The sequence below is a fragment of the Shewanella sp. SNU WT4 genome (assembly GCF_006494715.1).
GTDB lineage: Bacteria > Pseudomonadota > Gammaproteobacteria > Enterobacterales > Shewanellaceae > Shewanella.
Map to the genome: position 1 here is coordinate 1,185,873 of NZ_CP041151.1, position 24,620 is coordinate 1,210,492.

Below are 24,620 nucleotides of genomic sequence, written 5' to 3' on the forward strand. Positions count from 1 at the left end.
ACTTACCTAAGGGCAATCTTAGGGACGGGGGCAAGTCTATCGCTCAATAGCTTTGGGTTTTTATAGCCTAGAGTTATAAATGTCAGGCTTATAAATATCAGGCTTATAAAGATTAAATTTATAAAGCTTAAGCGTTAGCGCTGGTGAAGATTTAGCTAAGTGAATAATAGTGTGCAAAGAAAATCGAGCATAAATTATGCTCGATTAAATGAATGGCCGTTCAGGTTAATTGATCGGCCATTTTTTATGTGAGCTCAGGCTTAGCTTATTTAATAGCTACTTTTTCAATCACTATATCGCTACGCGGGACATCATCATGGCCAAATAATGACGTGGTCTTGACGTTAGCAATGGTATTAACTACATCCATACCTGCAGTGACTTTGCCAAATACGGCGTAGCCCCAGCCATTGTTGGTGGTTGAGGTATGATCCAAGAAATCATTGTTGGCTAAGTTAATAAAAAACTGCGCAGTGGCAGAATGCGGCGCATCGGTGCGCGCCATCGCTATTGAGCCAATGACATTTTTTAAACCGCGGTTAGCTTCATTGACAATCGGGGCGTTAGTCGGCTTTTCATCAAAATTCGGAGTCATACCGCCGCCTTGGATCATAAAACCTTTGATCACTCGATGAAATAGCGTGCCTTCATAAAAGCCATCTTGGCAATATTTCAAAAAATTCTTGGAAGATACTGGCGCCGTGTCCATATCCAGTTCAATTTCAATATCACCTAAGTTAGTCGTAAAAATAATTGTCATGAGTTTCATCTATCAGTCAATAATACTTGAGTATACCTAATATTTTCGGCCTGCTGATATTGGCGACCGAAAATACTTCTGAGTTGAATTCGAGGGTAAGGCCAAATCCTCATGGAGAAAACTTAAGTTAGCGTTCTGATTTTATAACCAAAAATGAATAGCTGCGAATATAGGCGCTATTCAGGCCTGGTCAATAATTAACCTCGATAAAATTCAATCATTAACAATAGTTGATATTTCAGGCGCTATCGCTTTATTATCAAGTCAGCACGATGGAATGTGTTGCGATGCTGACGTTAAATAGCTAAACATGTTTTAAACATGTTGATAGCAATTTTACCATTGACTCCTCGCTAATAAAGATAAAAACCAGTGAATTGATGTAATTCACCATAATAAGCAAGAGACTCTGAAATGACACTGGAACTCATCACTGAAATACTCGGCTGGACTTCAGTCGCCTTTTATATATCGATAACTATTTTTAATTCCATGAAGTTAACTCGCTTTGCCGCCTTTGGCTCAGCGGCTAACGATACCCTATGGGCATTTTTAATGGGATGGTGGCCTAAAGTCATTCTTAATTTATCGGTAGCATCGTTAAATACTTACCGTTATGCCAAAGATTTTACCAATGCCTCTAAAGCTGTGATTATCGGATTAGGCAGCGTAATGGCCATGGGCATTGCTTATATTTCTTATGTGGCGATCACAGCTTTTATTGCCTCACCTACTTTAGCGGTAGCCCTACAGTTTGTGGACTTAGGAATAATTTTGTTAGCCCTGTATATGACCACGCTCAAGAATTATCGCCTGTTAATGCTGTTTTCTGGCTTCATTGGTATGGCGGCATATTATGGCAATACCCAGATGATGATCATTAAAGTCATAGTGATTGGCATTATGAGTTTTAAATTGTTATTTGATAAAACTGAGCAAGGCGCTGTTGGGACTAATGCTAATTCCAACGCTAATGCCGACGCGGAAACTGCTAAGGCCTAACGCCTAACGTCCTAATTTTTGATGTTGACCTTAAAAGAGCTGACTACGTCAGCTCTTTTTTATGGGTGCTAACGCTTGCTGATAAGCAGCAATATTGTGCTGCTCGCGAGCCATTACGCTTTGTTCGTGGGCTACAAGCGCTTGCTGCTCTGGTTTAGGCAACGGCGTCGGCGCTGGCAGATAAATTAACTGATCACGCCTTAATAAAGGCTGCGCCCCGGATAACAGCAGAGCGTTAAAGATAAGCTGCACTCTTGGCATGTGAAAGTCAGATGTCACTAAGGTGAGTTGCGTTAAACCAAACCTAGTTTTTAACTCAGTTAACGGCGCTAAGCTTAAGCTCGCATCTTCGAAGGTAAAGCGACTGGCAACGGGCGCTAAAAACTTGTCAGAGGGCACACCTAGATTTACTAGATAGTCTTGTACCCAATTGGCATGTAAGCGCGTGGATTGATTAAAGTGCGCGCCAAATCCACCAGTACACATGATGAATTGGCTAGGTGCTTGCTGCCAGCAATGAAAGGTCGTTTCACAGCGTGCTTGGGCTATGGAAGATAATTGGCCATTAGCTAGATTCGGCGCCCCTAACTGTAAAATTAATTCAGACATGGTCTTGGTATCTTGAAGAGTTTTTTGCTAGTAAAGCATCATAGCGATCATTTGTCTGTGATGAAGTCGTGAGTAAGAGGGGTTTTGAAGCTGGGGTCAGTTCAGGTTATTCATAGTTAATTGCCGCGAGCGCTGGAACGGCTAGCTGAAATAGCCTCTGTGATCATAGGACGCCAGATAAAAAAGGCGATGACCACAGTGGCTATTGCTAAAGGACTATTGCTAAAAAAGCCATTTCTTACATGGCTATCAGCTTGATACGCTTACAGGCTTTGATGCGGACCAAAAACTTCATAGTGCATTTGTTCAGCGCTAATGCCGATGGCAGTAAGCTGCTTGGCGACCATTTGCATGAATGGCACTGGGCCACAGAAATAGTATTCGCCATCAAGCGGCAGCTTAGATTGGATAACTTCTAGCTGCATCATGCCGCTAAAATCAAACTGCTCACCTAAGGTGTCATTGATTTGCGGCGCACGGTACCAAACGAAACTGCTGAGCTGCGGGTTTTTCGCTTGTTTGGCCTGAATGTCTGCACCAAATGCATGTACTTGGCTATTTTCGCATGCATGTAACCATAAGGTTTTGCTGCTGTTAGTAGTCAGGCGCTGATTAAGCATGGCGAGCATTGGGGTTAAGCCCACGCCTGCTGAAATTAATACTAATGGACGCTCGGCGGCCGTCGTGAGCATAAAGTCACCCGCTGGCGGAATAACCTCAATAGTATCGCCCACTTGGAATGCTTCATGCAGTAAGTTAGAAACCTTGCCTTGTGGCTCAGATTTAACACTTATTCTAAAATTGCGACCATTGCTGCAATCAGACAACGAATATTGACGAATTTCAGTGTTAGCTAAGCGCGGATGCGTCAACTTTACACTCAAGTATTGGCCCGGGGTAAAAGTAGGCACAGGCATGCCATCCACTGGAGTCAGCTCAAACGAGGTGATCACATCAGATTCTTTACGCTTAGCGCTAATGGTAAAGGCGCGCGTACCTTGCCAACCACCGGTTTGAGCAGCAGCTTGTTGATACAGAGTTTTTTCTCTATCAATGAATATTTGAGCTAAGAACCCATAGGCTTCGCCCCAGGCTTGAATGATTTCAGGCGTAACGGCATCGCCGCCTAACTCTTTTAACGTTTCCAGCAGGTGGTGACCTACGATTTGATATTGCTCTGGCTGGATTAAAAATCCGGTGTGCTTCTGAGCGATACGCTCAACCGCGCTGCCAAGTACGGCAAGGTTATCAATATGGGTCGCATAGGCTGCGACTGCATCAAATAAGGCGGCTGGCTGGCGGCCAGTTTCTTGATTGCTGAGGTTAAAAACATCTTTAAGCTCAGGATTATCTCTAAACATTCTTTTGTAAAAGTGAGCGGTTAACGCAGGACCTGCGCTAGTGAGCAAAGGAATGGTGCTTTTTACTATGCTGATGGTCTGTTGAGATAACATATCTTAAACCTTTATTGTTGATGCATGTTTGTAGCGATATTAAAGATGCATTTGATTTATATCAAACTAAAGATTAATGAAAATGTTCAGAGAGTGATGTCGATCACGACTTACAAATTCACTGGCAGTCCTTGCTGATGAAGTAGCGAGAGTGGAATGAACTCTAACTCAGGGGCAACGGATCAGGTAATAGCCTTAAGCTATAAAGTAAGCATAGCCAAGATTTTACACCTGACTATACTCACAAAGCGGTAGTTAGGCGTGAGCCAGTTGATGGCGTTGTTGATTTTGTAACGTCAGTAGCCATTTGCCGTAGATATAAATACCTACCGCTGACACAGAACCAATAGCAGCAATTATGTACCAAGCCATGCCAATATTGTGGGCGAGGTAAAGCTGCTGAGTGAGAGCGTCTGCCGACTCGCCGGTAAACTTCACTAACGTAGTAAAAGCTTCGCCTTGGGGAATGGCGGCAACTTCCACTGCGGGCATGCCATCTGTGATGAGCTGCTGACGGGAGAATATTTCTTTAGAAGCGTAATGCTCATATAAGCGCGGGCCAAAATAGCCTTCAAGGCCCCAGCCTATACCTTGAGGTAACATCACAAAGCCTAAATACATGGCTTTTTTACCTTCAGGGGCAATATTACCCATAAATTCATTTTTCTTAGGTGAAATCATCATTTCCCCTAGTGAAAACATGGCAATGGCAAAAACCATCATCCACGCCGCATTGGTATAGCCTATGAGCACAAACGCCAAAATACTCAGTAAGCAACCGGCCAGCATGGCTGTGGTTATGCGATATTTAGCGGTTAAGGCCGCGATTAAAAAGCAGCTGGTCATAATAAGGCCGGCATTTAAGTTGAGCATGCCTTCAGGCATGACTTGGGTACCAGCATTATTCAGTCCTAACCAAAACTGTAATATGCCATTTTGGGTGCCTTCTGGGCCAAAGAGGCTAGTTACAATCACGCTGGTATTGACCCACTCAGAAATATGAATGGGCAGAACATCAAATAAAGCATTGAATAAAAACCAGAAGCCAGAAAATACCAGCATGTAGTAAATCACAATGGGCTTTTTAAGCTCATGCCACGCATCTTTCCATAATGCTTGTTGAGTGATTTCGCCAGACTTGATTTTGGCGTTTCGCTCAAGTCTTGCTGCAAGACCTGGCTCCTTATAAGTGAGCAATAACACAAAGTTGAGGGAAATAATGGCGGCGCAGGCGTAAAACACATTATCCCAAGATAATTGGCGCATATGCACAGCAACTAATGGGCCGAGAAAGCCGCCAATATTGACGATTTGATAAAAAATGCCCCACGCCATCGATGAGTTATTTCTATGGGTAGCAAGCACTAAGGTACCTTGAATGCCGGGTTTAAATATCCCGGTGCCGGCCGCAAGTAACATGGCGCCTGCGAGGAACCCCCAAAAACTTGGGAACAAGGCCATGCATAAGTAGCCCGCTATCTTGATGACGGTTGATACAAAAATTGTTTGTTTATAGCCCACTCTATCGGATATGCCGCCGGTAAAAACTGGAATAAAGGTCTGCAAAATTGCCCAAGTAGAAATAATGATGCCGTAATCACTAAGGCTTATTCCCAGCCCCCCTTGTGATTGCGGCGCTTTAGCGTATAAGCCGGCGCTCGCTTTAACGCCGTAATAGGCGATGCGCTCGACCATTTCCATGCCGCCAACTAGCCAAAATACATAACTTAAACTGGCGATGGAGGCCCACATGCCTAGTTGTTTGACTTCTCTTAAGTCATTGTCAGATGAATCTTGCACTATGCAGTCCCTTTTATTGTGATTATTGGGTTGTACCTGTGGTGTAAACGAATTTACTCTACCTTGTTTTTTATAGGTGACAAGCTTTGGGCAATATTGTATTGATGCAAATCAGGATTTGAAGGGTGTTGCGGCGTATTTTCTTTGGGTCATTCATTCAGACTAGAATCTAGTCATATAAAATAAGGAGCCACTAGAGCTCCTTGTTTGGATGAAATTACTTGTTAGCGAGTGTGAATCAAGCACTTATCTCGTATTAGTTGGCGCAGTTAATACGGCTTTGGCTAAGTCATGCTGCAAAATATAGTAGCCAGCAAGGGCAGGAGAGGCGTCTACTGGTACCCCTAAATCAGCCACATCGAGCGCGTAGACAGTAATCTCATAATTATGAGGTTGCGCCATAGGTGGTGGGCAAGCGCCGCCGTAACCCATAAAGCCAAAGTCGTTACGCAGCATGCTCGCGCCTTTAGGCAGTTTGTCGCCGCCAAGTGCGCCCGCGCCTAAAGATAAGCCGGTGGCATCGGCTGGAATATTAATTGTGACCCAGTGCCACCAACCGCTACCGGTTGGCGCGTTAGGATCATACAAGGTCACCGCAAAACTTTTAGTGCCTTTGGGTACATCACTCCACTTAAGTTCTGGTGAAATATTATCTCCGGTACAACCCCAGCTATCAAAAATCTGCTGATTGCTAAAGGTTTTATCATTGGTGACTTGCGGGCTTTCGAGCGTGAGCGCATAAGCGCTCGATGCACTAAAAAGTGCCAGTGCGCAGCTGATAGATAGAATTTGTTTCATAACACCTCCGGTATTGTTGACCAAGTAAGCTTAGTGCGTGTTTGGCTATTTGTAACGATCAACGTTGAATTTCAGTGGGAGCTAGCATTGGTGGCCGGCGGCATTTGCGCTGGGCCTAAACCTATGATGCATTTCAAGTAGCCTTGTTTCCAGCCTTGGGTAAAGTCTTGCTGGCTGCCTGCGATAGTTGGGGCGTTGTCGAGCGCTTGTCTTGGGGTGCCAGCACCTGTTAATGCCGATTTACAGCCCATGTCGCGGCCATAATCAAACATATCTTTATAGTCACTGGCTTGGTCGCTTTGGCTAGCGCAGGCGCTAAGTAATAGCAGTGAAAGAGTAAGAGCAATGAGTTTCATTGTGGCTTCGGCGCATTGATTGAGTCAGCACAGTATAGCCAAAGAATGAGGTAGGTAGGAGATGTTAAGGCGATTTTCATGAAGACTCCATGAAAATCGCATTTATCATTAATGACTTAGATTAATGCAGTTTCATTTTTGGACGTACGGCGCGCATCAGTTTTTCAGCCAGCCACAGTGCCATCATGCGTTTTGCGCCATGAATTGCGTATTGATGCATACGGTACAGGGATAAATACACTAAACGGGCGATTTTACCTTCAACAAACATGCTGTTTTTGTTTAAGTTACCCATTAAGCTACCGACGGTGCTAAAGCGCGATAAATTCACCAGTGAGCCGTGGTCAACGTACTTGTAAGCGACTTCTGCTTTACCGCTACGACGGTTCAAGATGTTTTTATAAACGCAGCTTGCCATCTGGTGCGCTGACTGCGCGCGTGGTGGCACAAAGCCGCCATCTGGCAATTCACAGGCGCAGCAATCGCCAATCACAAATAAGTTTTCTTGCCCCTTAGCGTGTAAGGTTGGCTCGACCAGAATTTGGTTGCTGCGAGTTAAGCTTAAGCCTTCAATATTGGCGATAAAATCAGGTGCCTTAACGCCTGCTGCCCATACCATCATTTGCGCTGCAATTAATTGGCCTTCACTGGTAACAAAGCCTTCTTCCGTAGCTTCATTAATGCGCACGTTTTCCATCACTTCAACCCCAAGCAAAGATAACTCTTTACGGGCAGATGCTGAAATACGCTCAGGTAAGGCTGGTAAAATGCGCGGGCCGGCTTCAATTAATTGAATTTTGAGCTTAGCTGGCGTCATTTGCGCTAAGCCGTAAGACTTAATCAATTTAGCTACGTGGTAAAGATCGGCTGATAATTCCACACCTGTGGCGCCGCCGCCGACAATGGCAATATTTAAACTGTCGACATCTGGATTTTGGTGCACACGGGTAAAGTTATCCAGCAAAGCATGGTGGAAACGCTGCGCCTGGGCGTGTGAGTCTAAGAAGTAGCAATGTTGTTTAACCCCTTTGGTATTAAAGTCATTGCTTACGCTACCTACGGCCAGCACTAGTTGGTCATAATTCAGTTGACGCTCAGCGCTTAACAGCTTGCCTTCCTGATCGTATTTAGCCGCCAAGCTGATGTGTTGCGCTTGGCAATCCATGCCTATCATTTCACCTAGCTCAAAGCGGTAGCCGTGTTGCATAGCGTGCACTGAGTAAATAACGCCATCTAAGTCGGCATCTAATGAACCTGTGGCTACTTCATGTAATAACGGCTTCCAAATATGGCTGCGACTTTTATCAATCAGCACAATTTCAGCACGGCCTTTTTTGCCCAATTTATGGCCTAAAGCACTGGCCAGTTCTAAGCCGCCTGCGCCACCGCCAACTATGACGATTCTGGGTAAAGTATGGGAAGTCGTGGAGTTTTCTGCGCTGATCATTATGTCTAGTCTCAACAATAAATAAAATGGGGGTAAATACTCACTTATGCTGCCTGTTTTTGTGAGTTATGTCATCTTAAATGTGCGGCAGCACCCTAGCAAATGCTTAAATTAAAACCACAAAAATCCGTATGGTTAACATTTTGTGCTACATTGAATATTTTTGTAGCGAAAAATGCTGTTATTGCCAATAAAAAAGGCTGTCGGATGACAGCCTTTTTTAGAACTCAAGTGTGAGTTAGATCTGACTTAACTGACGCTGCTGCTCTTTGAATTTCTCGATGTCGCGGGAGAATTCAGCAAGCTTGGCACGCTCTTTTTCAATTACCGCGGCAGGCGCTTTAGCAACAAAGCCTTCGTTGCTGAGTTTGCCTTCGATGCGACCGGCTTCTTGCGCCAGTTTTTCGATTTGCTTATCTATACGCGCCATTTCGGCGGCTACATCGATTAAGCCTGCCATTGGAATTAACAGCTCCATCTCACCCACTAACTGAGTGGTAGACATCGGGGCTGTGTCATCGCTAGCTAAAATCGTCATAGACTCAAGGCGAGCCAATGAGGTCAAGAAGGTTTGGTTAGCTTCAATGCGCGCCTTATCTTCGGCGCTAACACCGCGCAGCAGGGCATTTAATGGCTTAGATGGGGCAATGTTTAATTCAGCGCGAATGTTACGCACAGCAATAATCATTTGCTTAACCCATTCAAGGTCAGCCATAGCCGTGTCATCCACTTGAGCGGCTTGATACTCAGGGAATGGCATCAGCATCAAGGTATCACCTGTGACGCCAGCTAATGGCTTCACGCGGTTCCAAATGGTTTCAGTGATGTAAGGCATGATAGGGTGCATCAAGCGCTGCATCTGCTCTAGTACTGTCACTAAGGTGTGACGAGTACCGCGCTGCTCTGCTTCACTACCGTTTTGCAGTACTGGCTTAGTTAATTCTAAGTACCAATCACAGAACTGGTTCCAAGTGAATTCATACAAGGTATTTGCCGCTAAATCGAAGCGGTAAGCTGCCATGTGATCATCAAAGGTTTTCACGGTTTGATTGAATAAACCTATGATCCAGCGGTCTGCCAGTGACAGGCTCATCTCGCCGCCTTGCTGACCACAATCTTGATCTTCAGTGTTCATCAACACAAAGCGTGAAGCGTTCCATAACTTGTTACAGAAGCTGCGATAACCGTCTAATCGCTTCATGTCCCAGTTAATGTCACGGCCAGTTGACGCCATCGCGGCTAAGGTAAAGCGCAGGGCATCAGTACCATGAGCTTCAATTCCTTCGCTGAACTCTTTGCGGGTGCTCTTTTCAATCTTAGCGGCCAGTTGTGGCTGCATCATATTGCCAGTGCGCTTTTCCACTAAAGTTTCAAGGTCGATACCATCAATCATGTCTAATGGGTCAAGGACGTTACCTTTTGACTTAGACATCTTGTTACCGGCTTCATCACGAATAAGGCCAGTTACGTACACGGTTTTAAACGGTACTTGTGGCTTACCATCTTCATCTTTGATGAAGTGCATGGTCATCATGATCATGCGGGCAACCCAGAAGAAAATGATGTCAAAACCAGTCACTAACACGTCAGTTGGGTGGAAGGTTTTTAAATCTTCTAAGTTATCTGGCCAACCTAAGGTTGAGAAAGTCCACAAGGCTGATGAGAACCAAGTATCCAGTACGTCATCGTCTTGGCGCAGAACTACTGAGTCCGCTAACTTGTGCTTAGCGCGCACTTCATCTTCAGTGCGACCTACATATACTTTACCAGCTTCGTCATACCAAGCTGGAATGCGGTGTCCCCACCACAATTGGCGCGAGATACACCAGTCTTGAATGTCACGCATCCACGAGAAGTACATGTTTTCGTACTGCTGTGGCACAAACTTGATATCACCATTTTCAACGGCTTCAATGGCAGTTTTTGCCATAGGTGCCACGGCGACATACCACTGGTCGGTAAGCATAGGCTCAATGACCACGCCTGAGCGATCGCCATAAGGCACTTTCAAGGCGTGTGGTGCAATTTTCTCAAGCAGACCTAAACGCTCAAATTCAGCGACGATAGCATCGCGGGCTTTAAAGCGGTCTAGACCGACAAAGCTTTCTGGCAAGTTAACTTGCAGCTCTTTGTTGATGGTACCGTCTGAGTTTACGACTTCAGCCGTTGCGCGAATGGCGGCATCTAAAGTTAAGATGTTGAACATTGGCAGGTTATGACGCTTACCAACTTCATAGTCGTTAAAGTCATGAGCAGGGGTTATCTTTACGCAACCAGTACCAAAGGCCATGTCGACATAATCATCGGCCACAATTGGAATTAAACGGTTAACGATTGGCAGCAATACAAATTGGCCAACCAGCGCTTGATAACGCTCATCATCAGGATGAACAGCCACTGCGCTGTCACCTAACATGGTTTCAGGACGGGTAGTGGCGACTTCTAAATAATCTTTACCATCGGCAGTTAAAGCGCCATTGGCCAGCGGGAAGCGCAAGTGCCACATGTGGCCTTGTTTTTCTTTGTTTTCCACTTCCAGATCAGAAATTGCGGTATGCAGCTTTGGATCCCAGTTAACTAGGCGCTTACCACGGTAAATTAAGTCATCTTCGTACAGGCGTACGAACACTTCTTGCACGGCTTTTGACAAGCCAGCATCCATAGTAAAACGTTCACGATCCCAATCCACAGACGCGCCCATACGGCGTAACTGCTTAGTAATGGTGCCGCCAGACTGTTCTTTCCACTCCCACACTTTATCCATAAAGGCATCGCGACCTAAGTCATGGCGATTTTTTCCTTCTTCGGCTTCAAGCTTACGCTCAACCAGCATTTGGGTAGCGATACCCGCATGGTCAGTACCAACCTGCCATAAGGTATTCTTACCTTTCATACGCTGATAGCGGATTAAGGTATCCATAATGGTGTCTTGGAACGCATGACCCATGTGCAAGCTGCCCGTCACATTCGGTGGCGGGATCATGATGCAATAGTTGCCTTGGGACTCATCACCGTGGGGCTTGAAGTAACCTTGCTCTTCCCAATTTTGGTAGAGCGCCTGTTCAATGGACTGCGGATTGTATGTCTTTTCCATGGGAATTATATATTCTCAATCTAAATCAAGTGGATGCGTTGCTAGGTCTTGAGTGTCAAGGGTGATACCAAGCTGGCGATATTGCTTATAGCGTTCACGAGCTATGGCCTTCATGGCATTGTCACTGGCAACAAAATCGATAATCTGGCTAAAGTTTACCGCAAATGAGGGGCATAGGTCTGCAAGATTAATCAGAAGATGGCGACTTTTATTCGGGCCTAATCGGTCAAAACCAATTTCAACGGGAGCACCATTGTGTGGGCCTTCACCTTTAAGGTTGTGCGGCACAAACGAGTTGGGCTCAAATTGCCACAGTAACTCATCGATAGCAAAGGCTTGCGCCTGATCTTGGCAATGAATATACACGGCTTGTTGATGGCGATAATAGTGCTCTGCCAGTTGGCAAACTTTGTGGTGCAACTCTTCAATGGCGCTACGTTGCTCATTACTTGGCAGGAGGTAAAAAATTGCCTGGCTCATGGCTATGTCGCCTCTATAAGTTGCCGGTAAAGGCGAGATTCTACACCTTTTAGGCAAAGGTTGAAAATATGGGGGCTTTAGTCAGTTTTTGCCAAGACTAAACCGTTAGTGGGTAGGGCAAATAAGCCAATGCCGTTGGGATTAACATCAGCTTGAATCAAACAACAGCCAATAAAAAGCGAAGCCTGAGCTTCGCTTTACAGTTACCGCTATCTAGCAGCAACTGGCATTTTGACATAGTGCCAGAGTGACCAAATGATTACTCGTCGCTGCCGCTGCCAACGCGGTTTAATACAAACTGAGTTAAAATCGGCACTGGGCGGCCAGTGGAGCCTTTATTCGCGCCGCTGTTCCAAGCGGTACCTGCCACATCTAAATGTGCCCAGTGATATTTCTTGGTAAAGCGCGCCAAGAAACAAGCGGCGGTAATAGCGCCGGCTGGACGACCACCTAAGTTAGTCATGTCGGCAAATGGGCTCTCAAGCATATCTTGATACTCATCCCACAATGGCATGCGCCATGCTCTATCACCACTTTGCTCGCCAGCATTTAATAGCTCGTGCGCTAATGGGTTGTGACCTGCAAATAAGCCAGATGCGTGCTTACCTAAGGCGATAACGCAAGCGCCGGTTAAGGTGGCGGTATCAATCACCACTTCTGGGTCAAAACGCTCAACATAAGTGAGAACGTCACATAAGACCAAGCGGCCTTCAGCGTCGGTATTTAATACCTCAACGGTTTGACCTGACATAGTGGTTAAAATGTCACCTGGGCGATAAGCATTGCCCGATGGCATGTTTTCACAGCCCGCTAAAATGGCAGTGACATTAATCGGCAGTTTCAGCTCACAAATGGCTTTCATGGTGCCAATCACGCCAGCGGCGCCGCCCATGTCATATTTCATTTCATCCATGGCTTCGCCAGGCTTGAGTGAAATACCACCTGAGTCAAAGGTTAAGCCTTTGCCGACCAGCACTATGGGCTTGTCGTTAACATTTAAAGCGCCTTGATACTTCATCACTGTCATGATGGATTCATTAGCGCTGCCACGACCTACGGCTAAATAAGCATTCATGCCAAGGTTGGCCATTTGCTCTTCACCCACAGTAGTCACAATTAATTGACTATATTGCTCAGCCATTTGGCGAGCTTGTGAGGCAAGATACGCAGGGTTACAAATATTCGGCGGCATGTTGGCCACGTCACGACATAAATGCATACCGGCAGAAATGGCATTGCCATGTTCAATTGCGCGCTCACCGACGGTTAATTCACGGCGGGTAGGGACGTTGAACACTAGCTTGCGCAGTGGACGGCGATGTTCGCCTTTGCGAGTTTTGAGCGCATCAAAGGTATAAAGGCTGTTATTGGTGGTTTCAACCGCTTGGCGAACCTTCCAATAAGTGTCACGGCCTTTAACATGTAATTCGGTTAAGAAACAAACCGCTTCCATCGAGCCGGTTTCATTTAAGGTATTGATAGTCTTTGCGATGATTTGCTTGTATTGACGCTCATCCAGCTCACGTTCCTTACCGCAACCTACCAGTAAAACACGCTCACTGAGGACGTTAGGTACATGATGCAGCAATAAAATTTGGCCAGGTTTACCTTCAAGATCGCCTCGACGCAGTAAGTTAGATATGTATCCTTCGCTAATCTTATCCAGCTGCTCGGCGATACCCGACAATCGGCGGGGTTCATAAACACCAACAACGATACAAGCTGACCGTTGTTTTTCTGGGCTGCCGCTCTTTACACTAAACTCCATGAGCACTCCTAGATTCTTAAAGACAAATTTTTTTATTTATTGGATAATGCCGCCTTATGCCAAAAATTAGGCGCTAGCGGTTGGCTGTACACAGTTAAGCTAAATATCACTGACCGAGCGTTTTTGTATTGAACAACAGCACTCTACCTTTTGTAGTGATGGTGTTTGTTGTACGACACTGCTAGGCTGATAACAGGTTGAATTGTCGCTTTGCTTAGGATTCAACTTTACGCGCCAAATGAAGCTAGATTGCGGCTTCGTTACCATTGCAGCTGGTCAGAAAACTATCAAAAGTAGACAGTCTACATGAAAGTTTAGCTGATACCAGTAAAAAGATAAGTTTAAACACCGGATCCTGCCTGTGATTGTATTTAGATATCTGATTCGAGAAGTTTTAAAGGCGCAAATTGCGGTACTGTCTGTCCTATTGACTATCTTTATTAGCCAACATTTTGTGCGAGTCTTGGCTGATGCCTCTGATGGTGAATTTCCAGCATCATTAGTCATGACGTTACTGGCACTTAATCTACCCAATTTAGCCGTTTTACTCCTGCCATTAAGTCTCTTTTTGGGGATATTGCTCGCTCATGGGCGCATGTACGCCGAAAATGAGATGGTGGTATTCCACGGGGTTGGTGTGAGTGAATGGTATGTCACCCGCGTCACTTTATTGCTCGCTATTGCCAACATGTTTGTGACTGGCTACTTATCCTTATACGTTAATCCTTGGGCTGAAGAGCAGCAAAACCAAGTGATGGAGCAAGCGCAAGCGGAAGCCGGATTAGCCGCCTTAGTTCAAGGCCGTTTTCAGACCAGCCCAGATGGCCGCGCCGTGTTATTTGTCGAAGGCATAGGCAAAGATAATATTTTAAGTAATGTGTTTGTGGCGCAGCTGCCAGACCCTAAGAGTGAATCAGGATTTACCGATTTAGTTGTGGCAGCGGGCGGGCGCGTGGTTGAAGAAGCCTCGGGTCGCCAAACCTTAAAATTAGATGGCGGCACCCGTTATCAAATCCCGAATAAAGAAGCCGATTACCAAATTATTAATTTTGGTGGGTACGGCATGCAGATTAAAGAGCAAGAAGTGGATCAGCGCCGCCGTAAAATGTCGGCATTACCAGTATCGCAACTGTTAGCGTTAAACACGCCTGATGCCATTGCTGAGTTTAACTGGCGTTTAGCGATTCCGATTTCGATCCCGCTACTGACTTTGATTGCCGTGCCTCTGGCGCGAGTCAATGTTCGCCAAGGCAAGTTTGCTAAGATGTTCCCAGCAATTTTGTTGTACTTAGGCTATTTTGGCTTAATGGTGGCGGGGCGCAAAGCCCTTGAAGATGAAGTGATACCTGCGTATCTCGGCATGTGGTGGATTCATCTATCGGCCTTGTTGTTAGGATTAATGTTGCTAGGTAAAGAAAGAACCTTGGGGATTAAGCTGATTAATAGCTTTAAGCGTAAGAAGGTGGCTTCATGAAGATTTTAGATCTTTATATTGCCCGCGTTATCTTAAGTACCTCGGCTTTATGCCTGCTGGTGCTAACGGGTTTGTCCGGCATTATTAAATGGGTGGATCAGCTCAGAAACGTCGGTAAAGGCGCTTATAGCATGATGGATGCTGGCATCTATGTTCTGTTTATGGTGCCAAGTGATATTGAGATGTTTTTCCCTATGGCGGTGCTGCTCGGCGCCTTGATTGGCATGGGAATGCTGGCATCAAACTCTGAGCTAGTAGTCATGCAAGCATCAGGTCTGTCGCGATTGCAAATCACTATGTCAGCCATGAAAACTGCGGTGCCATTAATGCTGCTAGTGATGGCGCTAGGTGAGTGGGTAGCGCCTGTTGCTGAGCAAAATGCCAATGATTTAAAAACTAGCCAAATTTCAGGTGGCAGCTTAATTAAATCCCACCGCGGCATTTGGGCTAAAGATGGTGATTTCTTTGTTAACATAGGTGAAATTAAGCAATTAGATCATTTAGCTAACGTCACCTTGTATCGTTTCGATGCTAATCAAGAGTTGTCACAAGTCATTCGCGCTAAAGAAGCTGTGTTTGATAAGCACCAATGGCAAATGACAGGTGTGAGTGAAACCCAAGTATCACAAGATAAGATTAATCAGTTTGAGCTTGCCAGTAAGCCATGGTCATCGACCTTGACCCCAGATAAACTCAGTGTAGTGTCAGTAAAACCTGAGGCGTTATCGATTTCTGGCTTAGTGGATTATCTCGATTATTTAAAGATTAACCATCAAGACCCAAGTCGTTATGAGTTGGCGTTATGGCGCAAGATCATGCAGCCAGTGACTATCGCTGTGATGATGTTAGTGGCCTTGTCATTTGTGTTTGGGCCATTGCGTACTGTGACTATGGGCGCGCGCGTGCTGCTTGGGGTGGTGGCTGGTTTTAGTTTCTATATCAGTAACGAAATATTTGGGCCTATGAGCTTGGTTTACAACATGCCAGCTATGGTTGGTGCTATGGCGCCGAGCTTGCTGTTTACCTGCATTGCGTTCTACTTTATCCGCCGCTAATGTGGTGGTTAAAACATCTGCTGATTGCTAGTAAGGTTATAAATAGCGCACTTAACTAATAAAAAAGGTACTCATGTGAGTTAATGCCGATCGTTTTAAGTAGTTGAACGATCTTTCAAGGGCTCCATAATCAGCCGCAACCTAAGTTGCAGCTGATTTTTTTATGTCTGAATTTTCTAAAGAGCTACTCGTTACCGCTGAATTTTTCCAAGCGCAAGATATTGATGTATTCGCCAAACATGTTCCCATGGATTGGGTGGCTGAGGCTGTGCAACAAACTGGCAGGGCCTCGCTTCGAACCCGCCGTTTCCCTGCAGAGCAAGCTGTTTGGTTGGTTCTAGGCATTGGTTTGATGCGTAACCGCTCGATTCAGCAAGTCTGTGATACGCTCTCACTGGCATTTCCCGACTCCAAGGGGGAGCTCCCGCCACTGGCGACCAGTAGTATCATCAAAGCCAAAGAAAAGTTGGGTTCAGAGCCCATGCGTTATCTGTTCAAAACAACCGCTGCACAGTGGGAAACACAGTGCGAATTTGATGAGATAGCGGGATTGAAATTGCTCAGTGTTGATGGGACGTATTTTAAGACGCATAACACTGAAGAAAACCATCACTTTGGCTTTGCACAAAGCACGGCTTCTTTTCCCTCTGTGCTGGCGGTCACCTTAATGTCTACTCGTAGCCACTTACTTTCTGATGCGGCTTTCGGGCCTGTTACCCACAGTGAAATTCACTATGCACAGCAATTGGTTGGCTCAGCTCCCGAGAATTCGCTCACGTTGTTTGACCGTGGGTTTATGTCTGCCGAATTGCTCATCAGCTGGCAAGGAAGCGGTGCAAACACCCATTGGTTAACCCCGATAAAGTCTAAGACCCGCTATCAAATTATCGAGTCATTCTCAGAGTATGACCATCTGGTTGAGATGCCGGTATCACCCCAAGCTAAACAGCAAGCGCCTTATCTGGGGGAGAGCTGGCAAGCCCGCCTTATCCTTATTCCGTCACCCAAAGGTGATATCAAAGGGTTTATCACGTCCTGCCTATGCCCCAACAGCTATCCAGTGAACGATTTACTCAAGGTGTATTGGCAGCGATGGGAGATAGAGAGGGGTTATGGTGAGCTAAAGCAATATCAACTGGAAAATAAACCTGTCCTGCGCAGTAAGAAGAAGGATGGGGTGTATCAAGAATTATGGGGGATCTTAACGACCTACAATATTGTTCGGCTAGAGATGGCCGCAATGGCAGTGCAGCATAAAGTTGAGCCACAGAGGATAAGTTTCATTAATGCTCTGTTTTTAATACAGGATGAGTTTGGTTGGAGTGACAGAGGGAGTCCGGGAGCGATCCCACAGCACTTAAAACGACTGAGGGAAAATGGCAAAAGGTTGATTTTACCCCCAAAGAGGAAGCGGCCCAGCTACCCGCGTGTGGTGCTAAAGAAAACAGTGAAATATCCAAGTAAAAATGCCACTCGATCTTAAGCGAGTGGCATTACTCATGTGAGTACCTTTTTTTGTGGTGGCTTTCTATGATTGCGGCACTAAAGCTATGTCTGTGCGACTTAACTAATGCCTAATCTAACGTCTAACTTAGCACGTAAACTATCGCCTTTAAGCGCCATGCCAGTTACGCATTTGGTTAGCTTCTTTAGACAATACCACCACTTCTGAGCGGGTCATTTTATCTTGTAAGGCCAATTTGTCGGCGCTTAATAAGATCCACAGATTGCCTATGCCTAACAATGACCAGACCACCCGAGCAAACGCTGTGACTAAGCTTAAGGTCTGGCCATTAGGATGTTGCACTTTTAAACGCCAAGCGCGCATACCTAAGGTTTGGCCGCCTTTGCTCCAGAATAAGCTATAAAACAGGGCGATTATGATAGCCAGATACGCTTGATAGAGGTTATGAAATAGCGGCGTCTGGTTGAGTAAGTCAGCCATATGCTGGTGCTCGCCCATACTGATTAACCCGCTATTGACCACTAAGGTAAAAATACCAAAGCCTATGGCGCCAGAGAGCATATAGACGGCTACCGCCAACAAAAGATCATAGCAACAAGCACCTAAACGCCGTAAAAAACCTGCGCGCGGGCAGTTGGCATGTTCCGGGGTTATCATAATTCGTCCTTGTGTTAATCAAGCTTATTCGAGTTCGTCTTCATCTCGTACTAAGTAGATGCGGCCAAATCCTAGGCGGGCAAATTCTTTATCACGAAAATCTCTTACAGCAGTATTGCCTTTAGAGGTCATGGCAATTTGCTGTTCCATCATCAAATGACGTTTCAAATCTATGCCTTCAGCAGCGGCGGCCGCTTCATGAGCATCATGATATTTGTCATACGCAAAATTGATGCGTTTAGTGACACCTTTGTAGGTGTATGCAACTTGTCGTGCCATGGTGTTTCCTTAAAACTCACTGCGGAAAATAAAATAAACGGCGCCAAGAATACACAGTCCAGCCCACAGGTAGTCGAGTTTGAGCGGTTCTTTCATATAGAAAAAGGCAAATGGCACAAACAGGCTGAGGGTGATGACTTCTTGCAGTATCTTAAGCTGGCCTAGATTCATCACAGTGTAACCTATCCTGTTGGCAGGTACCTGCAATAAATATTCAAACAGGGCAATTCCCCAGCTGACGAGGGCGGCAATAATCCACGGCTTGCTACTTAGGCTTTTTAAATGGCCGTACCAAGCAAAAGTCATAAACACATTGCTTAAACACAGTAAGCCTATGGTGATTAATGTCGGTGGTAAGGTCATAGGCTACTCGTTAATGGCTGCCAGTTTTTAGCAGCCAAGCTTAGTTGGGGTGAATGCATAACTGTGTGCATAAATCCATAGTCATATAATGCGGATCATCGCAGTAGCTGCTTAGGCACTTATCGGTATGGGTTTTAATAAAGCCTGCCGCCTGCCAATAACTATGGGCGCCTTGAACGGCAATTAAGCTGAGGCTAGTTAAGTTCAATTCGAGTGCTGCTTGCTTAAGGTGAGTTAGCATTCGCTGCGCGCCGCTTTTGCCTCTTGCCGCGGGAGCTAGCGCCATATCATGCAGATATAAAGTATCGGCATCATTCATGGGCTGCTTAAGCGCTTGATTAAGGGCGGGCGGCTGATGTTGACGCCAAGGGTGAGCCAGACAGTAACCAATGACTTGCTCGTCATCACATAGCACTAGGCAAGTGCTGGGGGCAACTTGCCATTTGCTTTGCATCACAGCTAATGGTTCAGGGTCAATGGCATGGTAGCAAATATCCTGAATAGCCATGATTTCAGGCCAGTCTTGTAGTTCTATCGGGCGCAGTTGCATAAAATCGAATTAACAGGCGGTGAATAAAAGTTAATTGATTATACCTAAGGCTCAGATGTTAATGAACTCTTGTCATTAGCCTGCTGCTTAAAATGTAACGCTAAAACTTAGCACTTATGGGGCGGCTAAGCGCTATTACTTAGCGATAAGTCACAGTGCTAAGTCATAGCGCTTGCTCATTGTAATTAGTCAAAGCGTATTCACATGGCACTTATAAATAGCGCTGGCGTAAGTGCTGCAATAAATACTCTGCCGATAATGGCGCGCCGCAGGCCTGTTGAATAAGTTCTGGGGTGCTTAACAAGCTTCCTTGTTGCCACACCTGCTCAGATAACCAAGCAAAAATGGGCGCCAGTCCTTGGGTTGCCATGACTTGATTTACATCACCAAGTTGCTGCTCCATGGTATTGCGTAATTGCGCGGCGAGCATGGCGCCTAAGCTGTAACTCGGGAAATAACCTAGCTCGCCTAAGGTCCAATGAATGTCTTGCATACAGCCGTTGCGATAATCGCCATCGGTATTGATGCCAAGTAATGACTGCATATTTGCCGACCAAAAGTCGGGCAGGTCAGCAACCGCTAACTCCCCTGTGACTAAGGCTTTTTCGGCATCAAAGCGCAGTAAAATATGACAAGGGTAAGTGACTTCATCGGCATCAACACGAATGCGGCCAGCGCTCACGCGGGTATATAAGTTAGCTAAACGCTTAAGGTCAAATTCACTATTTAAGGTGTTATTGATGTCATTAATAATGAGGCCTAAAAAGCCTTCACTGCGGCCAAGCTGCATTTCACAAAATAGGCTCTGACTTTCATGCACCGCCATTGAGCGTGCTTGCCCCGCAGGTTGGCTGGAAAAGGCCTTAGGTAAGCCCATTTCATACAAGGCATGGCCAGTTTCATGAATAGTGCCCATTAATGCTGAGGTAAAATCACTTTCATCAAAACGGGTAGTCAGGCGAACATCTGACGGCACGCCGCCAGTAAACGGGTGGCTACTTATATCTAAGCGGCCGTGATCAAAATTAAAGCCTAAGCGAGTCATCACCTTGTGGCTGAGTGCAACTTGCGCCGCTTGCGGGTAGTGACCTTGGGCGCTGATATTCATTTCTTGCGCTTGCTTGGTCAGCACAGTTTGAATTAGCGCCGGCAACTGCTGGCGCAATGGGCTAAACCATTGCTCAATATCATGGGCTTTAATACCTGGCTCAAATTTATCGAGCAAGCTGTCGTAAGGGCTAATGCCTAGCGCTTGGCTGCGCACCTGCGCTTCTTGCTGAGTGAGATTAATCACTTCAGTTAGATTTGGTTTAAAGCCAAGCCAATCGTTGTTTTGGCGCTGCCCTCGCCACGCTTGCTCGCAGTTAAGCCCAGCGCGAGTTTTAGCTTCAACTAAATCAGTGGGCATCAAGCTTGCTTGGCTATGTTGGCGCGCCATTTCGCGCACATTGGCCGCTTGCTCTGAGCTTAACGGCCCTTGGGTGGCTTCATGAATCGCATCACTTAACCAGCTGGCACTTTTAAGCTCATGAATATGACCACTTAAGGTCGCTAAAGCATCGGTGCGATCCGCGCCGCCGCCTTTAGGCATCATGGCCGCTAAGTCCCATTCTGCCAGTGCATTAAAATGCTCAAAGTGGCTAAGGCTAGTGAAGTGTTTAACAAGGCGCTGATAACTTAGGTTTTTGGCGTTCATAATCTGGCGTTTTAATAGTGAATATTGCCTTAGCCTAGCATATTCAGCGCTTTGATAAGTACTTATGCCTGGCTAATCCTGGATTGTGCCGCTAGCTAAAAAAAGTATTAGCTGTATTGGTTGTCGCAATAATTGAGGTTACTCGCCTTGGTATATTTAGGGTAAAATGCGGCATTATTTATTATGAAGCTTAATTTATGTCTTATAACCAAGCGGTATACATACTGGCCAAAGAAGGTCTTGAGGCGTTAGCCCAGTCGGCACTTGCCAAAAAGCAGTCAACCCCAGCACAAGAAAGCCATTTTTTATGTAATTGGATGGCAGAATCCTTAAAAAAGAAAGCTTATCCAAAATGCTTGGCGAAAGATTTAACCCGCTGGATTCGTGATGGCCGCAGCCTTGGCGCTGGCGCGCAATTAACCTCGTTATTGCAGCGCATTGAAGCGCAATATCGCCAAGTGGCAGAGCAAAAATCTGGCTTAGGTAAGGCATTTAACGCTTGGCTTGAAGAGTTACGCGCGCAAGACGTGCTGGTAATTACTGATAGTGAAGTCAGTGGTAAGTTAAAGCTTGATAACGATGGCCTGCCAAGTGTGATTATCTCAGCACCTGAGTTTGAAAAAGCGATTGTTGGGGATGAGTTAGTTAAGCCGTTAGCTTTATATATCCGCGCCGATGAAGCTATGTTGGCAAGCTCAGCCTTAGCCCATGGTTTATTACTGAGCCAAGCCAATAAGAAAACTTCGCTCATTAAGCATCATAAAACGTTTCAGGTATTTCCTAAGAATGAGCAGCCAGAATTGGCCTTGTTAGTCAGTAAAATCTAATTTCTGTAGTTACTGACTTAGTTACTGGCTAAGTTATTCCAGTTATGGCGCCAGTCGCGCGCCATAATGCCTTACCCATTCCCTTGCTTAGCCGCTTATTTATTCCAGAATTCAGATAATAACTACTTAGTTAATATGGTGGCCAACATGAGTATGCGACCACAGTCACCCAGCTTAGTTAACACGATAGTGGGGCTGCGACTTCTTACTGAAATACAAAAACAATCCTAACCATATCATGATAAAGCTTGCGCTTAGATTCTTAGACAAGTCGATATCGTTAATGAGCGCAGATGCCAATACTATGGCGCAACCAAAAATGAGAGTGACCTTGAAATTGGCCGATTTTGCTTGTTTTGGTGTCATAGTCCGTCAGTCGAAAGAATTAAACAATTGCGGCGCAATATACAACTTTAGTCACATAGTTGCAACGGGCGGTGTCCAGCTTGATGGTAAAATGTTAACCGCATTGGTTGTGGCTAAATATCGCGCGCTCACTTAGTGTGTGAGCTAGCTCTTTGTTTAGCTATCAGTATCTTAGGTTAGTTGCCCGCGTGAGTTAGGCTGATGTTTTTGCGGAGTAACTTGATTGCAATACTCACATTTTGTTGGTCGCTTTGAGGTTGAACTTAAATTTCGCTTAACATCTAGGACGGATTTCTTAGCTTGCTTAGCGCAGCAAGAACACCACATTCGTTTTATCGATAATATCGAACATGATGTTTATTTTGATGACGCGCAGCGCGAGTTAGCCACTGCAAATAAGAGTCTGTGTATCAGGCGTATTACCCCTGCCAATATCAATTTGTGGATTGTAAAAGGGCCGGGGGAGAGCGAGTGCCAAGCCGTAGATATCAGTGATCATGCCAAGGCGCAAGAGATGCTTAAGGGCATGGGCTTTGAGCCAGTGCTGAGTTATCGCAAGCGTCGCAGTATCTATTTTATCGATGAGTATCACCTGACGCTTGATAATATTGCAGGCCTTGGGGATTTTGCTGAGTTTGCCATTATGACGAGTGATGAAACTAAGCTTGCTGACTATCGACACGCCTTATGGGCGCTCGCGCGCAAGTTTAACTTAGGGGAAGCGCAGCTCATTAACCAGTCGTATTTGAGCATGATGCTAGCGTTGCAGCTAGAGCAAGTATCGCAGCACTGTAATTAGCGTTAGTCATATTTTCAAACTTAAGATGTATAAAGTCCGAATACAAAAATGGCAGAGTAACTGTAACAGTCACTCTGCCATTTTTTTAGGTGATTAAGTCGTTAGCTGATGCGTAATCAAGCTCCTAACCACATCACCTTAGATTTTGGTTTTCTTACCGGCTGAGCCAACTTTCACGTGTACGCGGCGACCCGTCATGCTCTTTTCTGCCACAACCTGCGCGGCAGCATCATCGCTACGAGTTTTCTTACCAAAGCGGCGACGCTTTAATTGCTTGAGCAGTAATTCACGATTACTCACTTCATAGCCTGGCATCATCACGCGCTTAATCTTTTGACCGATCAGCTTTTCAATGTCAGCTAAGGTGCGTTCTTCTTCACGGCTCACAAATGAAATGGCAACGCCTGTTTTACCCGCGCGGCCAGTACGGCCAATACGGTGCACATAGTCTTCTGCCAAGAAAGGTAAGTCGTAGTTGATCACGTATTCAAGGTCAGTGATATCAAGGCCGCGAGCCGCAACTTCAGTCGACACTAACACGCGAATGTTACCTTCTTTGAAGTCACGCAAGGCTTTACGGCGGCTACCTTGAGCTTTCTCGCCATGCACTACGGCAGCTGGAATGCCATCAAGATTAAGCTCTTTTACTAACTTATCAGCATCATCACGGGTGGCGCTGAACACTAACACTCGGTGCCAGTTTTTACGGCCAATCAGTTCCGACAGTAATTCACGCTTACGGCGCTGCTCTACTGGATACACGACTTGGCTAATGGTTGATGCTGTGGTGTTTTGCTTGTCGACCATGATGAGCTTTGGCTTAGTCATGATTTCATCAGCCAGTTTTTTCACGCCGCTAGAGAAAGTGGCAGAAAACAGCAGGTTTTGACGTTGCTTGTTACTGGCTAACAGAATTTTTTGGATATCGGCGATAAAGCCCATATCTAGCATACGGTCGGCTTCATCCATCACTAAGAATTCAATGTCAGATAACGTCAGGTTGCAGGCGATAACATGCTCAAGTAAACGGCCTGGCGTCGCAATAACAAATTCAGCGCCTTGCAGTAATTTCTTGGCCTGCGGCTCCATTTTGTTACCGCCAAACAAGGTCACTACGCGGATATCTGCGTATTTGGCATAAGACTGCACGTTAACTGAGATTTGCTCAGCCAGTTCACGGGTAGGCGTTAAAATCAGGGCGCGGGTCTTACCTGGCGCTCTAGGCTTTGGATTATCGAGCATGCGCTGCAGTAAAGGCAGAGCAAAAGCTGCCGTTTTGCCGGTACCCGTTTGTGCGCTGGCAAGGACATCCTGACCTCGGCGAACGGCCGGTATGGCTTGGCGTTGAACGGGAGTCATAGTCTGATAACCACACTCTACAAGAGCGCGTAAGACTTCGGGGGCAAAACTATAGGCATCAAATTTCATCTGCATATCCTGACTGGGCACAAGCTGATGCTATCAGCCTTGTTATGGGTAAATGCTGCCAAAATTGGCGGCCGCGGATTATAGCAAATTTAG

23 protein-coding genes are annotated in these 24,620 nt (G+C 45.8%); 7 read left to right on the forward strand and 16 right to left on the reverse strand.

Translation table 11 applies throughout. The annotated features are described in order from the left end of the window. Positions 1–265 precede the first annotated feature (265 nt). Positions 266–760, reverse strand: a complete 495-nt coding sequence (locus FJQ87_RS05400) for a peptidylprolyl isomerase (protein WP_140931258.1) — start codon at positions 758–760, stop codon at positions 266–268. Between the two features lie 414 nt (positions 761–1,174). On the opposite strand from FJQ87_RS05400, the gene FJQ87_RS05405 reads away from it, so the two are divergent. Then, positions 1,175–1,762: a phosphopyruvate hydratase gene (locus FJQ87_RS05405; protein ID WP_206194371.1), complete on the forward strand. Its 588-nt coding sequence runs from the start codon at positions 1,175–1,177 to the stop codon at positions 1,760–1,762. A gap of 48 nt (positions 1,763–1,810) precedes the next feature. Here FJQ87_RS05405 and FJQ87_RS05410 read toward each other — a convergent pair whose 3' ends face one another. The 9 genes from FJQ87_RS05410 to pepA all read right to left on the reverse strand — a co-directional run bounded on the left by FJQ87_RS05410 (position 1,811) and on the right by pepA (position 13,568). Next, positions 1,811–2,371 (reverse strand): YdcF family protein, encoded by a 561-nt coding sequence (locus tag FJQ87_RS05410; protein WP_140931260.1) that lies wholly within the window; start codon positions 2,369–2,371, stop codon positions 1,811–1,813. A 263-nt stretch (positions 2,372–2,634) separates the two neighbouring features. Then, positions 2,635–3,825, reverse strand: a complete 1,191-nt coding sequence (gene hmpA / locus FJQ87_RS05415; RefSeq protein WP_140931262.1) for an NO-inducible flavohemoprotein — start codon at positions 3,823–3,825, stop codon at positions 2,635–2,637. Positions 3,826–4,080: 255 nt separating this feature from the next. Next, on the reverse strand, positions 4,081–5,628 hold the full coding sequence (locus FJQ87_RS05420) for an MFS transporter (RefSeq protein WP_240778899.1): 1,548 nt from the start codon (positions 5,626–5,628) through the stop codon (positions 4,081–4,083). A gap of 243 nt (positions 5,629–5,871) precedes the next feature. Continuing rightward, positions 5,872–6,423 (reverse strand): YbhB/YbcL family Raf kinase inhibitor-like protein, encoded by a 552-nt coding sequence (locus FJQ87_RS05425; protein WP_140931264.1) that lies wholly within the window; start codon positions 6,421–6,423, stop codon positions 5,872–5,874. A 71-nt stretch (positions 6,424–6,494) separates the two neighbouring features. Next, the gene (locus FJQ87_RS05430) at positions 6,495–6,779 is read right to left on the reverse strand and encodes a hypothetical protein (protein WP_140931266.1); all 285 of its coding nucleotides are present in this window, start codon (positions 6,777–6,779) and stop codon (positions 6,495–6,497) included. Between the two features lie 121 nt (positions 6,780–6,900). Further along, positions 6,901–8,226: an NAD(P)/FAD-dependent oxidoreductase gene (locus FJQ87_RS05435; protein WP_140931268.1), complete on the reverse strand. Its 1,326-nt coding sequence runs from the start codon at positions 8,224–8,226 to the stop codon at positions 6,901–6,903. A gap of 238 nt (positions 8,227–8,464) precedes the next feature. Then, complete coding sequence (locus FJQ87_RS05440) at positions 8,465–11,320, reverse strand: valine--tRNA ligase (RefSeq protein WP_140931270.1); 2,856 nt, start codon at positions 11,318–11,320, stop codon at positions 8,465–8,467. 15 nt (positions 11,321–11,335) lie between these two features. Continuing rightward, positions 11,336–11,800 carry a DNA polymerase III subunit chi gene (locus tag FJQ87_RS05445; protein ID WP_140931272.1) on the reverse strand — a complete coding sequence of 155 codons (465 nt, stop codon included), beginning with the start codon at positions 11,798–11,800 and terminating at the stop codon, positions 11,336–11,338. A gap of 259 nt (positions 11,801–12,059) precedes the next feature. Next, positions 12,060–13,568 carry a leucyl aminopeptidase gene (gene pepA / locus FJQ87_RS05450; RefSeq protein ID WP_140931274.1) on the reverse strand — a complete coding sequence of 503 codons (1,509 nt, stop codon included), beginning with the start codon at positions 13,566–13,568 and terminating at the stop codon, positions 12,060–12,062. A gap of 361 nt (positions 13,569–13,929) precedes the next feature. On the opposite strand from pepA, the gene lptF reads away from it, so the two are divergent. From lptF to FJQ87_RS05465, 3 genes are all read left to right on the forward strand, one after another. Continuing rightward, positions 13,930–15,042: an LPS export ABC transporter permease LptF gene (lptF, locus tag FJQ87_RS05455; RefSeq protein WP_140931276.1), complete on the forward strand. Its 1,113-nt coding sequence runs from the start codon at positions 13,930–13,932 to the stop codon at positions 15,040–15,042. Continuing rightward, positions 15,039–16,097 carry an LPS export ABC transporter permease LptG gene (gene lptG / locus FJQ87_RS05460; protein WP_140931278.1) on the forward strand — a complete coding sequence of 353 codons (1,059 nt, stop codon included), beginning with the start codon at positions 15,039–15,041 and terminating at the stop codon, positions 16,095–16,097. Before lptF ends, lptG begins: the two co-directional genes overlap by 4 nt. 163 nt (positions 16,098–16,260) lie before the next feature. Continuing rightward, positions 16,261–17,580, forward strand: a complete 1,320-nt coding sequence (locus tag FJQ87_RS05465) for an IS4 family transposase (protein ID WP_140930444.1) — start codon at positions 16,261–16,263, stop codon at positions 17,578–17,580. Positions 17,581–17,709: 129 nt separating this feature from the next. Here the strand turns inward: FJQ87_RS05465 and FJQ87_RS05470 are convergent, their stop codons facing one another. The 5 genes from FJQ87_RS05470 to FJQ87_RS05490 all read right to left on the reverse strand — a co-directional run bounded on the left by FJQ87_RS05470 (position 17,710) and on the right by FJQ87_RS05490 (position 21,107). Continuing rightward, positions 17,710–18,219: an RDD family protein gene (locus tag FJQ87_RS05470; protein WP_140931281.1), complete on the reverse strand. Its 510-nt coding sequence runs from the start codon at positions 18,217–18,219 to the stop codon at positions 17,710–17,712. A 24-nt stretch (positions 18,220–18,243) separates the two neighbouring features. Continuing rightward, a complete protein-coding gene (locus FJQ87_RS05475) occupies positions 18,244–18,498 on the reverse strand; it encodes a DUF2960 family protein (protein WP_140931283.1) in 255 nt (84 codons plus the stop codon). A 9-nt stretch (positions 18,499–18,507) separates the two neighbouring features. Further along, positions 18,508–18,861, reverse strand: coding sequence for a DMT family protein (locus FJQ87_RS05480; protein WP_140931285.1), 354 nt, complete (start codon positions 18,859–18,861; stop codon positions 18,508–18,510). A 40-nt stretch (positions 18,862–18,901) separates the two neighbouring features. Beyond that, positions 18,902–19,411, reverse strand: coding sequence for a GNAT family N-acetyltransferase (locus FJQ87_RS05485; protein WP_140931287.1), 510 nt, complete (start codon positions 19,409–19,411; stop codon positions 18,902–18,904). Between the two features lie 211 nt (positions 19,412–19,622). Beyond that, complete coding sequence (locus FJQ87_RS05490; RefSeq protein WP_140931289.1) at positions 19,623–21,107, reverse strand: carboxypeptidase M32; 1,485 nt, start codon at positions 21,105–21,107, stop codon at positions 19,623–19,625. A gap of 197 nt (positions 21,108–21,304) precedes the next feature. On the opposite strand from FJQ87_RS05490, the gene FJQ87_RS05495 reads away from it, so the two are divergent. From FJQ87_RS05495 to cyaB, 3 genes are all read left to right on the forward strand, one after another. Further along, on the forward strand, positions 21,305–21,934 hold the full coding sequence (locus FJQ87_RS05495; RefSeq protein ID WP_140931291.1) for a DUF2913 family protein: 630 nt from the start codon (positions 21,305–21,307) through the stop codon (positions 21,932–21,934). Positions 21,935–22,217: 283 nt separating this feature from the next. Then, positions 22,218–22,436, forward strand: coding sequence for a hypothetical protein (locus FJQ87_RS05500; protein ID WP_168195143.1), 219 nt, complete (start codon positions 22,218–22,220; stop codon positions 22,434–22,436). Positions 22,437–22,523: 87 nt separating this feature from the next. Further along, a complete protein-coding gene (gene cyaB, locus FJQ87_RS05505) occupies positions 22,524–23,099 on the forward strand; it encodes a class IV adenylate cyclase (protein WP_140931297.1) in 576 nt (191 codons plus the stop codon). A gap of 138 nt (positions 23,100–23,237) precedes the next feature. Here the strand turns inward: cyaB and FJQ87_RS05510 are convergent, their stop codons facing one another. Continuing rightward, the gene (locus FJQ87_RS05510) at positions 23,238–24,527 is read right to left on the reverse strand and encodes a DEAD/DEAH box helicase (RefSeq protein ID WP_140931299.1); all 1,290 of its coding nucleotides are present in this window, start codon (positions 24,525–24,527) and stop codon (positions 23,238–23,240) included. Positions 24,528–24,620: the final 93 nt, after the last annotated feature.